The organism is Bradyrhizobium sp. PSBB068 (genome assembly GCA_016839165.1).
GTDB lineage: Bacteria > Pseudomonadota > Alphaproteobacteria > Rhizobiales > Xanthobacteraceae > Bradyrhizobium.
Genome location: CP069300.1, coordinates 109,542 through 124,646, shown reverse-complemented (window position 1 = coordinate 124,646; position 15,105 = coordinate 109,542). Strand labels below are relative to the sequence as shown.

The 15,105-nt window shown below is 52.9% G+C and carries 14 protein-coding genes; 10 read left to right on the top strand and 4 right to left on the bottom strand.

Annotation, left to right across the window (positions count from 1 at the left end):
- Positions 1–811: 811 nt before the first annotated feature.
- The 5 genes from JQ507_00590 (at position 812) to JQ507_00570 (ending at position 6,199) form a co-directional block, all read left to right on the top strand.
- Positions 812–2,188: a helix-turn-helix domain-containing protein gene (locus JQ507_00590; protein QRI70081.1), complete on the top strand. Its 1,377-nt coding sequence runs from the start codon at positions 812–814 to the stop codon at positions 2,186–2,188.
- Positions 2,189–4,130: 1,942 nt separating this feature from the next.
- Positions 4,131–4,568 (top strand): hypothetical protein, encoded by a 438-nt coding sequence (locus JQ507_00585; protein ID QRI70080.1) that lies wholly within the window; start codon positions 4,131–4,133, stop codon positions 4,566–4,568.
- A 130-nt stretch (positions 4,569–4,698) separates the two neighbouring features.
- On the top strand, positions 4,699–4,881 hold the full coding sequence (locus tag JQ507_00580; GenBank protein QRI70079.1) for a hypothetical protein: 183 nt from the start codon (positions 4,699–4,701) through the stop codon (positions 4,879–4,881).
- Between the two features lie 185 nt (positions 4,882–5,066).
- Entirely contained in the window at positions 5,067–5,654 is a 588-nt protein-coding gene (locus JQ507_00575; protein QRI70078.1) for a hypothetical protein, read from the top strand.
- Positions 5,651–6,199 carry an AAA family ATPase gene (locus tag JQ507_00570; protein QRI70077.1) on the top strand — a complete coding sequence of 183 codons (549 nt, stop codon included), beginning with the start codon at positions 5,651–5,653 and terminating at the stop codon, positions 6,197–6,199. The genes JQ507_00575 and JQ507_00570 overlap by 4 nt, the downstream gene beginning before the upstream one ends.
- 227 nt (positions 6,200–6,426) lie before the next feature.
- On the opposite strand, the gene JQ507_00565 is transcribed toward JQ507_00570, so the two are convergent.
- Positions 6,427–6,816 (bottom strand): hypothetical protein, encoded by a 390-nt coding sequence (locus tag JQ507_00565; protein ID QRI70076.1) that lies wholly within the window; start codon positions 6,814–6,816, stop codon positions 6,427–6,429.
- A 169-nt stretch (positions 6,817–6,985) separates the two neighbouring features.
- Between JQ507_00565 and JQ507_00560 the strand changes: the two genes are divergently transcribed.
- Positions 6,986–7,423, top strand: coding sequence for a hypothetical protein (locus JQ507_00560; protein QRI70075.1), 438 nt, complete (start codon positions 6,986–6,988; stop codon positions 7,421–7,423).
- A gap of 145 nt (positions 7,424–7,568) precedes the next feature.
- Positions 7,569–8,453: a site-specific DNA-methyltransferase gene (locus tag JQ507_00555; protein ID QRI70074.1), complete on the top strand. Its 885-nt coding sequence runs from the start codon at positions 7,569–7,571 to the stop codon at positions 8,451–8,453.
- On the opposite strand, the gene JQ507_00550 is transcribed toward JQ507_00555, so the two are convergent.
- On the bottom strand, positions 8,450–9,331 hold the full coding sequence (locus JQ507_00550; protein QRI70073.1) for a hypothetical protein: 882 nt from the start codon (positions 9,329–9,331) through the stop codon (positions 8,450–8,452). The two genes, JQ507_00555 and JQ507_00550, sit on opposite strands and share 4 nt — an antisense overlap.
- 140 nt (positions 9,332–9,471) lie before the next feature.
- Here JQ507_00550 and JQ507_00545 point away from each other — a divergent pair, with 140 nt between their 5' ends.
- Both JQ507_00545 and JQ507_00540 read left to right on the top strand, forming a co-directional pair.
- Positions 9,472–10,530 (top strand): AAA family ATPase, encoded by a 1,059-nt coding sequence (locus JQ507_00545; GenBank protein QRI70072.1) that lies wholly within the window; start codon positions 9,472–9,474, stop codon positions 10,528–10,530.
- Positions 10,527–11,402 (top strand): SIR2 family protein, encoded by an 876-nt coding sequence (locus JQ507_00540; GenBank protein ID QRI70071.1) that lies wholly within the window; start codon positions 10,527–10,529, stop codon positions 11,400–11,402. The genes JQ507_00545 and JQ507_00540 overlap by 4 nt, the downstream gene beginning before the upstream one ends.
- Before the next feature lie 1,457 nt (positions 11,403–12,859).
- Here the strand turns inward: JQ507_00540 and JQ507_00535 are convergent.
- Positions 12,860–13,420, bottom strand: coding sequence for a hypothetical protein (locus JQ507_00535; GenBank protein ID QRI70070.1), 561 nt, complete (start codon positions 13,418–13,420; stop codon positions 12,860–12,862).
- Positions 13,421–13,621: 201 nt separating this feature from the next.
- Between JQ507_00535 and JQ507_00530 the strand changes: the two genes are divergently transcribed.
- Positions 13,622–13,852, top strand: a complete 231-nt coding sequence (locus JQ507_00530) for a helix-turn-helix transcriptional regulator (GenBank protein QRI70069.1) — start codon at positions 13,622–13,624, stop codon at positions 13,850–13,852.
- A gap of 95 nt (positions 13,853–13,947) precedes the next feature.
- Here JQ507_00530 and JQ507_00525 read toward each other — a convergent pair whose 3' ends face one another.
- Positions 13,948–15,102, bottom strand: a complete 1,155-nt coding sequence (locus tag JQ507_00525) for a radical SAM protein (GenBank protein ID QRI70068.1) — start codon at positions 15,100–15,102, stop codon at positions 13,948–13,950.
- Between the last annotated feature and the right edge of the window lie 3 nt (positions 15,103–15,105).

Here is a 15,105-nt window from a genome sequence, read left to right as displayed (position 1 = left end):
GCGCGGAATCTGACGACATTCTCTGGCACGCGTACGGTTCCATTTCTTCGTGACCACGTAACCGCGTCAAGCCTCGCGGAGTTAGATTCATCTACCGCCGAGAGCTTAACGGAGCTGCTGCCCTGTTCGCGTCAAACTGAACCAGATCGCGCCAAGGCTCGCGCGTCGCACCACTCCTGCGCCAACCAACAGATGCGACATGCAAGCCCGTTAGCGCCACGAAGGACCGGTTCGTGCCACGACGAAAGGTTCCAGCTTGATCGATCGAGCGTCATGGCGTCGAATCACCTGAGCACCATGCATCGAGAAGCGATGTGATCGTCGCGCGATCGCGAACGACTCTGGAAATCTGCCGAAGCACCGGCACGGACGCAGCGTTGCACTCACATGAACCGGAACTCACGGCGTCGGAAGACGCTGGCGCGATCGCGTCTTGATCGCACCGCGTGATTTATTTTCGTTAAGTCGCGGCAACACAAGCTCAATTTTCGGCGAATATGCACGAGCGCGGCGCGTCGACATCATGCTTCGCAATGACGAACGCGATCCGGGTCAGACCTGCTTCATTTCAAACTCTGCTCAGCCCTCTCGCGATGACACGGCGCGAACCAGCGGAGGGACGAATGCGGCTTGACAGCTGTCCTGATTTACCGAACAGATGCCGGAGGCTCATTTGATATTGATCGACTGGTTGGATAGACGCGAAGCCGCAGCGAAGGCGACGACAATGGTCTGAGCAGCGCCAGTGGATGTTCCGTGAATATTTGGTATTCGGCATTTGCCGAACGAACATTTGCAGGGCTGCTCTTGGATGAATAAAGACGACGACCGTCACGATCTCATTCTTGATCGACCCGACGGTTTCTTTGTGCACGACGCGCAGGGCCGATTTCTCGATATCAACGAACAGTCGTCAATCGATCTCGGCTATTCGCGCGAAGAACTCCTGGCGATGACCATCAACGATATCTCGATCGGAGCGACCCCTGCCGAGAACGCGGTGAAGTGGGGAAATGCAGAGCCAGGAATGGCGATGACCTTCCGCGAGATCGCGGTCAGACGAGACGGCTCGAGTTATCCGGTCGAGATCAGCGTCACGTGCCAGATGATGCAAAACCGAAAGGTATTTGTCGGGCTGGCTCGCCGGGTCAACGACCAAGTCCTGCAGCCCGACACCGCCCCCGCCCTACGAGGCTCGTTGTTCGAATTGTCTTCGTTGCAGCAACAAAGGCATTTGCTCGATCGCTTTCAAGTTCTTGCAACCGACATGGATCGGCTCAAACGGTCGGCGCTGGCAGTCTTCGGCGTCAGAGAGTTGCACGTGTCTTCAGCCCCATTCGAGGTGCGGGCCAGTGTCGTTTCGCTCAACGAACTCGGCCTGGTGTATGTGGCGACAACGACCGACTTCACGTGCAGCTTCCCCGAAGAGGCGCATTTTCGTTTGCAGTTTGCGATTAGTGGTAGCGGCACGACAGCAACGGCAGACGCATTCGCCGAAATCGACGAGCAGCGCGCATGTATCCTCCCGCCGGGGCAACACTCTGAACTTCACTTGCGCGGCGGCCACCGACGTCTCGCGCTACGAATTGCTCCTGACGCGTTCAAACGCAAGTTGAGCGCCTTGATGGGCGGAATGCCAAGCGGCGAGCTCGTTTTTGAGCCGTCGCTGGACATGACACTCGAGCGCTCGCAGCGCTTGCTGCAGACGACACTGTTTCTCGCCGAGACCGTGAACTGGTCGTCGTCAGCGAAGGTTCCTTCGCTTGCGTTGCGCGAGCTGGAGCAGGCGGTCATCGTTGCGGCTCTCGAGGCCGGCCGACACTCGCATAGTCGCTTTCTGCAGGGCGCGGCTGCCGCTGCGGCGCCTCATCACGTTCGGAAGGCCGAGGAATATATCGAAGCCAATTGGTCTCGCTTGGTTCCGATCGAAGAACTCGTTGCGGTCGCGGGCGTTGGAGCGAGGACGCTTTTTCGTTCGTTCAGCCAATTTCGCGGCCGCTCGCCCATGCAGTTTGCCAGACTGGTCCGCCTGCAACGGGCGCGCGAGCTGCTTTCGGCACCCACTTCGGAGACCACGGTTATCGGGACCGCCCTGGCTTGCGGCTACTCCAATGCAAGTCATTTTGCACGGCATTATTTCGAGGCCTTTGGCGAGCGTCCGTCGCAGACGCTGGCGCGACACAGCTGAACATCGGTCGGTCCGGCCAATTCCAACGACGTCGGTGCGAAGCGGTCTTCCGAAGAGACCATGCGCAAAAGGCTAAAGTGCATCGCGCACTAAAGCGCGATGAGATTTGGTTGAATCATCATCGCGCTTTAGACCTTTGTTTGAGCATGATCTCTTCGGAAAACCGCTTCGCACTTTTCCGGATCATGCTTTAGCCGGTGCAGCGACAGATCGTGGGATGGGCCAAGCGAAGCATGCCCACCGTCGAAAGCAACGCAAGACGTGGTGGACATGCTTTCGCTTTGCCCACCCTCCAATCGCGACGATCGCAGCCGATTACGCGTACCTGCCGTGGCAGTGCTTGTATTTTCAACGGAAGTGAAATTGTGGAGTCGTTTCAACGAAGTACGAACCCTATGGTTTGCCCTGTCAATCTTTTGTCAAACGGCCTGCCTTTTCTTCAGTGCATCGTGTGCTGCTGATGCGCTCCAGCGTTGTCAGAGTCTCTGATGCGTTTCGTGGTGGGACCAGTGCTTCGGGACACCTAACTGCTTTGGACGCATCGTCGGGCTTCGTCGTGAGCTGCTGGGCTAAATGTACTGTTGCGTTGCTCCGATAGCGATCTGGATTTTCACAGGTGAAATTGGCTTCGGGGGCATTCGACCGGACACGTCGTGCCGGTGGTGATGTCGATGAGCTGACGCAGCGGCCACGGCGCTTGAAATGCCAATAGACAAAGCGGGCGATAGATTAAGGCCTCAGATGAAATTAAGTTTTCGTAATGCGGCAATTGCCGGCGTCGTCGAGAGCTAAATACCAAGACTCTCCCTACAGCAAATCTCGGGTGCCAAACCTGTCGAGTTCGCAGCAAGCGAATGGAGTTCAGTGAGGACATCACGCCAAACGAGATTGGACGAGTCGCAAGCTACTGATGACACGTTGTCGGTGGCATGATGAGGGCGACGCCGCAACCTACTGCGACCCTCGAGCCGCACAGCTTCGGCCAAATGGGGCTGTGTTTGCTAGCGCTGACGAACAGGACGTAAAAGGGAGACCGCTCAGCCACCCCTTACCGAAGAGTGTCCGCATTTGGCGTGTGTGACGGGGCTATATGCAAGCTTCCACGATCATGCTTTGGCCTGCTCGGCTGAAGTGTGATTGAAGGCAACTGCAAGATTGGACTTAGGTACTTTGGAATTGTCCTCGTGATTGTTCACCCAATCAGTGGACACGAGCGCAGCGAGTATCGTCCGCAAGGACGATTGCATTTGATTCTATGGTTTCAGGCTGAACCATCATGCTGCGGCATTGGCAGCTAATTGATCCGGCCGTCGACGATACGAAATGATCCAGTTAAGGGAGAAATGGAGCTGGGGGTCCTACATAGCGCTGGACTCGAAAGATCAAACACCAGGAATCACCGCCCGCCGAGGGGTTTCCTTTCGTGAGGGTCAAAACGGTTTTGCGGTTTTATTATACCCCTCAAGCTGATAGTTGGTCAGAACTTCTTAGGCAACGTGTAAATCGCTGATCTAATGGCAGAAATTGGCATCACGATTTCTTGAGCTGCATTGCGGAGATGGTCTGTAGACGCCTCCCAAAAGGCGCTAGGAGCGTCGCCCATGCGGCAATCCTGAAAAGCGTCAAAAAACCGATTCGAAAAAGCTAGATCGCAACTGGTTGCGTTTTTGCTGATTTACAGAACTGCCGTCTGATTGCCAAACACTCAAAGCGAGATAGGTTTCTCGTCGCAAGGACGCCCGAGCGATGGAGAAGCCTATGGAATAGCCGAGCGAAACAACAAAGTCTGAGCTGAGGCACGGCCGCCCGTCCCTCAGCTCAGCCTTCTAAACCAACTAACTAAGTCGGTCGTTAGCGACGGAAACACAATTCCGCCGTGCGCTATCGGCCGGCATCAAACACCTGAGCAAACGGAAACATATGCGACGAGAGGAGCACGATAATGACCGACAACGTGATCAATATTGACGATGCCCGAGAGTTGCGGGAGCTGGGTCTGCCAATCCTGCCCATTGTGGACAAGGAGTTTTCCCACCGAGCGATGAAGCTCTTTGCGAAGGCGGAGCAGGCAAGGATCAAATTCTACAGGACTTTTGTTGACTACTGCAAAACAGCCGAGCCGACCGAACGAGGTTACAACCGTATAAGAAAAGCACTCGATAAGGTGTTATCGGTCCGCAATCAGGCCGCAACATACACGTCAGCTGACGATAGCGAAGCTCAGGCGCTTCAAAGCCTCCTGACAGAGCCGATGACCTCATTCTTGGCTTTCTGGGCAGAGACGCTGGAAAGGTTCGAGGAGGAGGGCCAGGCGGTCACGGTCCACGTCACACGAGAGATGTTTGATGGGTGGTCCGTGGGCGAAACCGCAACTCCATAAGCGGCAACAACCCGAGCGGACCAAGACATTCGCAGCAAACGCAGGAACGCTCTGCCCGGAACTTCTATCTAAAATAGTAGTATCGAACATGCTCGCACAACGAGACTATGACTTCGTGGAGAGGCCAGGAATGAACGTGATAGGTGAACTCAAAGGTGATCTCTTGATCCTCACGATCGACATTTCGGCCAAAGCTCGCAAGCTGGCTAGGCCGTCTTCGACTGGGAAAACCAAGCTTATCGCTACCACGAACGGATTCATCAACTATGGCGCCATGAAGGTGTCGCTCAACGCCACGGTTCCTTTGAAGTGACTGAAACGAAACTGGACGTCTGATGCCTGCCGTTGTCGCTAATGGGACGGCGCTTTCGCTAAGCTCTTGGAGAATCCATTGACTAGATGAAACGTCATTTCTGGCAGCGGCGGAGCTTCGCCCGACGACTGCGGGAACTGAAGGCTATTACACCGCACTAAGCTAACCCAAACAGGAAACTAGATATGACCGGAAATCACGATTCTGGCGACGGCGGAGCTTTGCCTGGGCTGCACGATAACTCCGATATCGAAGCGAGGCTCAGCTACTTCATTCAAGGCTACTACGAATTCACCAAGGACGCCGCAGACATATACATTCGAAAATGCCAACTGGTTCTCGAAGCTGAAGAGGAACTCCCCGTTGAAGCGGTCCAGCGGTTCTTCGACCGAATTCGGTTGCCACGCAATTCGGCGACTTATCGGAAAGTGAGAAAAATCGCAGAGGCTGGCGACCGTTTGCTGAAGGTTGCAGACCGACTGCCCGATTCGTGGACGACCCTTTACCAGCTTGCAAAATTGCAACCTCAGGAATTCGACGAACTGGTCCAAAACGACGCTTTGCATGTCGGCATAACGGCCGCTGATTTGCGGACAGCTACCGCTAGCGGTTCCGACAAGCCGAAATTCATCATCAAGGTTGACGGGTCCAGTCTGAGCCACGGCGAGCAAACGCAGCTCTATCGGGAGATCAAGGAGTCTGCTGACAAGTACGGTGCGACCGTCAGCGCACCCGAGTTTGACGAAACCGAGCATGAGGATGAAAGTCAATGAGTGGAGATAACAGCGAGCGTAGCCTTCTATCGGAGCGCCTTCGTCCGCAATGCTTTTGCGACCTGACGCTGCCGCCAGCCACCAGTGAAAGGCTTCAACGTATGATCGAGGAGAAACGTCCGATGAATATGATCTTCCATGGTCCTCCAGGAACAGGGAAGACGTCGGCCGCTCGGATCTTTCTGCGGAAGTGGGATGCGTTTGATGTGATGCAGATCAATGGTTCGTCGCAAACTGGGATTGATTTCATGCGAGAGCGGGTCGAGGGCTTTGCTCGATCTCCCTTTTCCATGACCGACGACTTGCGGATATGTTTCATCGACGAAGCTGACTATCTTTCGGCGAGCGCTCAAGCTTCTTTGCGAGTGTTGATCGAGCAAAACGAGCACAGATGTCGTTTCATCTTTGCGGCAAATAGACTTGAGAAAATCGCAGACCCGCTGAAATCTAGGCTTCACGGCGTCAGCTTCTTGACCCCCGCTGCTAGTCGGCCCTCAGTGCTGCTCCGGCTAGGGACAGGTTGTCCGAACGTCTTGCCGAACTAGGCGTCAAATTTGACCCCGTCCGTTTAGACGAAATCGTGACGCTGTATTTTCCGGATCTCAGGCGAATAGCGAATGGCCTAGAGTTTGAATTCGAGACCCAACCAAGAGATACGTTCCAAATGGAACGCTGAGCGATGTGGTCCAACCCGCCTTCTTGAGATGGGCGTCTTGGGTACACAAAGCAATCGGCCGAGGATGGCCCCCTCGGCCGATCACAGGACGGGGTATCACCTTCTCGGATTCTTGGTTCGAGGAAGAGCGCTGATCCATTTCTTTTTTCGGCCCAGTAGTCTCAACCTCCACAATAAATATTGGCGGGCATTGTCGCTGACGATTTCGAGGGTGCTGTGTCGGCCTATTAGACTGAATTGGTCATCGGTCGCCCGTGCGACGAAGTAATCGTTGCGGGTGCAGCGATGATAGAGAGCGTAACGAATATCAGCGAGTTGCTGAAATGAAAGCGGCGCATTGTGTTTCAGCCAAAGCTCGATGTCCTCATCAGGCGGAAATTTTGGCGGCTCTGATTTTTGACACCTCGTTACGGTAGGAAACCAAGTGCGACCATTGTCGTCGGCTAAAATGCCGGGCTCAAAGTTTGAAATCGTATTTTCTTGCATATTCTAACTCCGTTAAAAGCAGGCACGCCAAAGGGGCGTGCCTCAGGGTTATTTATGCAGATTTTAAACTCACCTTTTTCAGCTGATTCTGCTTCATTCCGGCTCGACAGTGCGAACGACGGCTGTAGATCGACTCCTGCTTAGTCCAATTCGAAAGCAGGAGCACACGATGTCGTCCCCTATCTTGAAGTCCCTTACTTTCGTGCCGCAGCCCAAGCCCAGCTCAGACCCACTGATCATGAAGCGGGAACGCATGGTGTCCCGTTTGGAAGACCAGAAGAAGTTGCTCGCCGATCCCCTATACCAGCGACGCATCAAGCGCTGGGAGAAGAAAGAGGGCGGCGAGAAGGTGCTGGTCGAGAAGCCCCTGCGCACCAGTAAGTGGTGGCAGCAGGATCAGAGCGGTGCCTGCGTGATGACCGTGAAGGTCGGATCGAAGCGCATCGAGTTCGAGAAGGGTAAGGCAGCAATTGCCGTTGGCTCATTGGACAAGCTGCCCGCCGTGATCGATGCGCTGATCAAGGCGGTGCGAGCTGGCGAGCTTGATTCTCAGCTAAGCGAAACGAGCAAGTCGGCTCGTCCGGTGCCGCCCCGTAGGGCTGCCTAACGTCCAGTCGATTCCACGGATAGACTTTCGAGAGTCTTCCACCGAAATTGCCAATCTGGCAGTTGCATAGCCAGTCAGGTTCTATATCTGTTCTTGGTCGGGTGCCTGACTGGTTACGCCTAGAGGATAACGAAACTTACATTCAATGAGCACTGCTGTTCAAAAGGGATTCGTCTTTCATGAGGCACGCTTCAATGCTGCTGATTTCCTAGCGAAAAAAAATAGTGCTCGTCCCGTCTACAAGACTGACCTAGGTGCCCTTTTCGAGGGAGACTGCCTCGATGTGCTGCCGCTTCTGAGAGACGAATGCGTTGATACCGTATTTGCGGACCCGCCGTTCAACCTCAACAAGCAATATGGGAGCCGCTCCAACGACAATCGATCCTCCGAAGAGTATCTGAATTGGTGCTACGCTTGGATTGAAGAATGTGTACGGGTCCTCAAGCCAGGCGGGTCCTTATTCATCTACAATATTCCTCGCTGGAACATATTGATCGGCGCCTACCTGATGAATCGGGGGCTCGACTTCCGACACGACATTGCTGTGGACTTCAAAAGCTCTCTCCCAATTCCTGGGCGTCTTTATCCAAGTCACTACAGCCTTCTGTATTTTTCCAAGGGCAAGCCCAAGACCTTCAGAAAAATTAGAACTCCCATCGAGTTATGCCGGCACTGCGGTAAGGAGATCAGAGACTACGGGGGGCATCGACACGCCATGCACCCGAACGGGGTAAACCTAAAAGACGTGTGGACCGACATCCCCCCTGTTCGCCACTGGAAATTCAAATCAAAGAACCGGAGAGCCAATGCGCTGTCTACTCGGCTGGTAGATCGAGTAGTGGAGCTATCCACCCGTGCGGGAGACGTCGTCCTTGACCCCTTCGGTGGCAGTGGAACTACCTTCGCAGTTTGCGAAAAGAAGCACCGCCGTTGGCTTGGCATCGAGTTGGATTTTTGTGATGTAATTGTCGACCGGCTGGAAGATGCGGAAATCAAACATCACCGCAACGACGATCACGTTGAGGATTAATCAACCGGCTTAAGTTTGATATGCCCCCTGATGTCTGAATATTGATCGTACAGGACTGAATCGATCCTTTCTTGCTTCCCAGTAGCATTCATCTCGTAGAGAGAGCCGTCCTCGGCGAGGTACTTTGCATTCGCATCGAACCGATCCGGCGCAAAGCCGATCTCCCACAATGGGATTGTGACAGCCTCGCTAAAATTGCGCCTGTCCAATTCCTGGAAACTGCCGTTGCGATTCGAGACAGGCCATATGCGGGCAGCGCAATTTGCTTTGTCATTCGAAGTAATGAAGATGCCGAGATCGAGCGCCTTCTCTTTGAAAAGATAGTCCAACTTCATTGCTGCTCGAAACGAACTTGCAATATTCCCCGTTTCAAACTCCACGCCGCACCGAAAAGTGGTCTTGGCATCACTACGACTGAAGAAATGTTCCAAACCCTTGAGCGCCGGGATCAACCCAGGCGACGCTCGAAGACAATAACTCTGATGGATTGACGTTGCGATTGGACCCGCTGATGCTCCCGAGAGCTTTTCATAGGCCTGCAACAGCTCAATAAGGCGGCTCGCTTCCAAGCGGTAGAGTGCGAACTCGTCTTCGACCTCAAGGTATCCGTCGATTTCTTGATCAAGGATCGTCTTGTCAGTGGCCCAACCGAGCTCCCGTAACTTTGACTGGAAGCGCCCCGTAATAAACTTTGCCGAGTTGGTTACGGAGGGCTTTGCCTTGCCCGCAGGATTTTTCCAGTACCAGGCGCTATCGTTCACAACGAAATCTTCGTTTGAACTCTTCACATAGCGCAGAGCTATCTGCACGTCGCTGGACAGACGCTTCTCTGTTTGTGAGTTACCAATCGAGGAAGTCTTTCGGAAGAAGATTTGCACAAAATGCCTCTCGCCCAATCCAAGGCGAGGAATATCATCCTTTTTATCAATTTGAAACCTATGGAAAACGGCTACTTATCAGCTTGATTCTTCCGTCCACGTCTGATGTCGTTTGGTACAATCAGAGATAGAGGTCGCCATTGACCGCCAAGACAATCGTCTTTTTCAATAATAAAGGCGGCGTTGGGAAGACGACCCTAGCCTGCAACGTCGTTTCTTACCTGAACATGCACCTCGGCAAGAGGGTGCTGCTAGTGGATGGTGATCCGCAATGCAATGCAACTCAGTCGGTCCTCGAGGAGGATCTGCTGGGTGAAATCTACTGGGATCGTTTCAGCGCTCGAAAGACGCTTTATCACTACCTTAAACCACTAGAGCGAGGCGAGCCTTCGATCGAAGGGACATTCGAGCCCGTGAGGTCATCAGAAAACGCTTACAAGACCGACCTAATCGCAGGGCATCCCAATATGTCCCTTGTTGAAGATCGGCTCAGTCAAGCTTGGAGCGATCTGCAAGGCGCCGATCCGATCCGGGGCTATAGAATCAGCAACTGGATGTCGCAGTTGCTTCATTCAATCGGCGACCGATATGACCTCATTGTTTTCGATGTTGGTCCGTCGCTCGGCGCCCTAAATCGTACAATTCTGTTGAGCTGTGATTACATCGTCACGCCATTCGGGTCCGACATTTTCAGCCTCTTGGGCATCCGGAATATCTCCGCATGGATCAAGAGTTGGTCGGATGACTATGAGAGAGCTGTCGCTAATCTCAAGCGAAAGAACGAGACGATACTGAGCGAATTTTCTGGAATCGTGGACACGAGTGTAAAATTTCGTTTGGCCGGATATTCAGTTCAGCAGTATGTCAAACGAAAATTCAAAGAAAAGGCCCGTCCGGTAAAGGCTTATGACGAAATAATTCAAGATATCCCTGAGACGGTGCAAGAAAGCCTCGGCGCCTTTATACCTGACTTTTTGAAGTTCGAAGATCTAGAACTGGGACACATCCCGTTTCTCTACAGTCTGGTTCCCCTTGCTCAGTCACAGCGGGTGCCAATTCACGCACTTACACAACACAAGGCAGTTGTTGGGAATCAAGTGCGCCAAGTAGCTGACTATGCACAGCTGATGAAAGTCGTGTGTCATCGCTTGCTGAACAATGTGAATAGCCAAGCCGCTGCGGATGTTCAGCGCCCATGATCGACTGGCCCTCAACCTTGATAAACGAAATCGCCAAAGGGCGATGTGTTCTCTTCCTGGGTGCTGGCGTATCTGCTACCGCCAGCAATCCGGCTGGTAATCGACCGCCGGACTGGAAGACCTTTCTTTCAGCGGCTTGCTCTTTGGTGAAAGATCCGACAAAGCGTGCGGCGGTAGACGCTTTGATATCGGAAGGAAAGCTTCTAGTAGCGCTTCAAGCGATTAAGGATCTGTCCGATCAAGCGGACTATCACGCATTCCTAGATAGCCATTTCAATAGCCCTCACTTTGAGCCCAGCGAACTACATCGCATCATCAATGCTCTCGATGCTCGAATAGTGATCACGACCAATTTTGATAAGATCTATGAACGGTATTGCTTTTCGGCTCCAGGTGGAATGGATGCATTTAAAATCATAGATTATAGAGCAGCAATTCTAGCTGATGAGCTTCGATCCGATACGAGGCTCATCGTGAAGGCGCATGGCACCATCGACAAAATCGATGAAATGATCTTCACTAAGGCTCAATATCACGAGGCGAAAAGAGACTATCCAAGGTTCTATGATGTTCTGAGAGCAATCTTTTTAACGAACACGATTGTTTTCATCGGCTGCGGCCTAGAGGATCCTGACATCCTCCTGTTGCTTGAGGATGTCCGAATATCGGGGCGTCAAAGTAAGCCTCATTATGCGCTCATAAAACAGGGCAAGCATGAATTCATGATTCGTGATTGGCGGGCAACGTACAACATAGCTGTGATTGAGTATGGTCCTGACCATGACGACCTAAAAGGCGAGCTACAAAATTTGCTCGATCAGGTGGAGAGTGCTCGAGCCGATTTAACCGGTGCAATACCAGCAGGAGTATAAGCAAAAGTACCCCCAGCTCCATTTCTCCCTTAACTGGATCATTTCGTATCGTCGACGGCCGGATCAATTAGCTGCCAATGCCGCAGCATGATGGTTCAGCCTGAAACCATAGAATCAAATGCAATCGTCCTTGCGGACGATACTCGCTGCGCTCGTGTCCACTGATTGGGTGAACAATCACGAGGACAATTCCAAAGTACCTAAGTCCAATCTTGCAGTTGCCTTCAATCACACTTCAGCCGAGCAGGCCAAAGCATGATCGTGGAAGCTTGCATATAGCCCCGTCACACACGCCAAATGCGGACACTCTTCGGTAAGGGGTGGCTGAGCGGTCTCCCTTTTACGTCCTGTTCGTCAGCGCTAGCAAACACAGCCCCATTTGGCCGAAGCTGTGCGGCTCGAGGGTCGCAGTAGGTTGCGGCGTCGCCCTCATCATGCCACCGACAACGTGTCATCAGTAGCTTGCGACTCGTCCAATCTCGTTTGGCGTGATGTCCTCACTGAACTCCATTCGCTTGCTGCGAACTCGACAGGTTTGGCACCCGAGATTTGCTGTAGGGAGAGTCTTGGTATTTAGCTCTCGACGACGCCGGCAATTGCCGCATTACGAAAACTTAATTTCATCTGAGGCCTTAATCTATCGCCCGCTTTGTCTATTGGCATTTCAAGCGCCGTGGCCGCTGCGTCAGCTCATCGACATCACCACCGGCACGACGTGTCCGGTCGAATGCCCCCGAAGCCAATTTCACCTGTGAAAATCCAGATCGCTATCGGAGCAACGCAACAGTACATTTAGCCCAGCAGCTCACGACGAAGCCCGACGATGCGTCCAAAGCAGTTAGGTGTCCCGAAGCACTGGTCCCACCACGAAACGCATCAGAGACTCTGACAACGCTGGAGCGCATCAGCAGCACACGATGCACTGAAGAAAAGGCAGGCCGTTTGACAAAAGATTGACAGGGCAAACCATAGGGTTCGTACTTCGTTGAAACGACTCCACAATTTCACTTCCGTTGAAAATACAAGCACTGCCACGGGCGGTACGCTTAGCCAATGATTTCAAGTAGTTAGGCGTCTCGACTGTTCAAAACTCGGTCGTTTTTGTCTAACTCTCGAAAGCATTTCAATCCTGGTGGTGCTTGCTGAACTTCAGGGACACCACGAATGGACGGCGCTCGCTATCTTGAAGATGGCAAGCTCACGATTTTTCGCCGAGCCGGCACCTACTACGCCCGCCTGCGACTTTCGCCGGGGAAATATGTAACTCGGTCTTTGAAGACGACAGTTGAGGAGACTGCCGTTCAAACAGGCCGTCGGCTGCTGTTCCAAATGGAACACCGAGCCGAGCAGGGCTTGCCGCCAAAATCCAAATTATTCTCGACTGTCATCGACGAGTACATCCGCTTCCGTGAGCGGGATCATGCGCACGGCAAGACCTCAACGGGGATGCTGTCTCGTCAATCCGACTTTTGCGCTCGAACAAAGACGTTGCCATCCGTCGTTCGCTCGGCTGTGTAGAACACTTCACGATACCAAGTCCCAGTTGAAGCATGCATTGACAGTCGACCTTCGCACGCAATTGCACCAGTCTGCTCGTTTTTCTGCTGCGGTCGGATAAGGCCGAGTTCATACCGAACTGATTTATCGAACTCCGCTAATTGAGTTTCTTCTTTGATCCGAGCCTCTTCCTGAATCGCCTTCCGCTTGTCTTGAAGGGATCGCAATTGATCGAACAAAGGCAGGAAGTTGGAGCTGTAATACGCCACTTCGGCCGCAGTCATCGGCCTTGATCCATTATAGTTGATATTACGAAATGCAGCCAACGTGGGCGTGACGCTCATATCCTCGCACACCATACTAGAGTTGCCGCACCGCACTTTTGCTGCTTGGATCTTGCGGCTAATCTGCTTCGCTTCGGCCTCCAACGTTGACCACGTAGATGGATCAACCACAGACGGCAGCGCAGTTCTCGCTGCGGTGTACATGCTGCCTTTGCCCTTCATGGCAATATCGGTCACGACCGTAGTGACTTGCGGAGAGTCGCAAGTGAGATCTCCGGAATTGCAGCCCGCAAGCATTAAGACCGAAAGTAGCGGCAAGTAGCGCATTTTCAAATTGCCCCCGTCGCTCAACAAAAGAAGCTAACAACGAGCGGCATAGCACATTTTGTTCAGTATATCGAGGTGTGATATATTGAACAACACTCGATGCTTCCCTGCATGGACCTGCGGGAAGTGTTCGCCACAAATCTACGGCGCATAAGGAATGCGAAGGGCCTCTCGCAGGATGACCTCGCCTATGAGGCGGGTATTAGCCGGAGTTATTTGAGCCAGCTTGAGAAGGGCGTGTTCTACGCCAGCTTAAAGATTATCGAGAAGCTTGCTGCGACGCTCGAGGTTGAACCGGCTGAATTTCTGAATACACACAAGGCAAGCCGGAAAGCTCGTTAGGCTTGATTTAACCTTCCTGGAGGAGGCGCTAACAGCATTCCTCATGTTCCACGGGATAGCCGTGTTGTCTGGCTCGCTTATCAGCGTCCGCCGGACTACTGGACGATCTCTAGACGAGAAAGTCCAACAACAGACTGACTGGCTACGCCTGCCTCGACCAATGCTTTCGCAACATGCACAAAGAGATCATACAGCCCCTCACAGAAAACCGATCGTTCTTCGAAGCCATTTCCCGCTTTGAAGCGGTGAGAGATTTGGCCTCCCTTGCAAGCGCCCGCCACGTCACAGTCAGCACATTTCAATGGTAGGTTACTAAATTGAGCGTCGAGAGCTCGAGCTGAGATCAGCGAACGCAGTTCCGTGCGCTGCAGGTCTTTAAGAGTAAGGCCCGTATCCACAACGTCTAGGCCACAGACTCTCAGGAAATCGTCCAGCTCAACAGCGCCATCCGAGCGAACAGTAAAGGCGTCTGGCTGGCTCGAGCCAAACCCAGCCAGGTACGACTTGCCTCCCAGAAGTACCGACATCGTCGAGCGAAGCACACGTATGTTCACGACCGGATTGTCCTGGGCGAACCACTCGTCGAACGCCTCAATCAAAAAGCGGCCATATGACTTCGAATCCCCAGTGAAATTGTCATGCGTGACATCCGGGAATAAAAAGTCGAGTTGATCAAACCCAACTTCATTTACTAGATGGATGAAAACGTCCCTCCCGGAGAATTTTGGCTGAATGACGCTGAGGCAAGCCACGCTTGAAAGTCTGCCCGCTCTCTTAGCCTCGATCAACAAATCAATTCCACGCCGAACGTTCTGGTACGTCCCTCGTCCCCTATGATCAACACGAAATGAATCGTGCACAGATTGAGGACCGTCTAAGGACGTGCAAACTTTCACATCATGTTGCTCAAAAATTCCAATCCACTCGCTATCGATCAGTGTTGCGTTTGTTTGAAGGCATAAATCCAGGGATGGGGAATCGATGTCAGATCGCAATTTGCTGCATAAAGCGTCGAACCGCCTCTTCCCGTAAAGCAACGGCTCTCCACCGTGGAAAATTACTTGCGCTTTATCTATCTCTCCAGCGGCCAAAGTACGCTTGAGGTAATCGCTCAGCGCATCTCCGACATCTGCCTTTGTTCTTGCGGGCTTACTTAGAAAATCTCGTTCGCCGCCGTGGAAGTAATAGCAGTAGGTGCAATTAATATTGCACCTTTCTGCCAATTTGAAAATTATCTGCTGTTGGGCCATTCT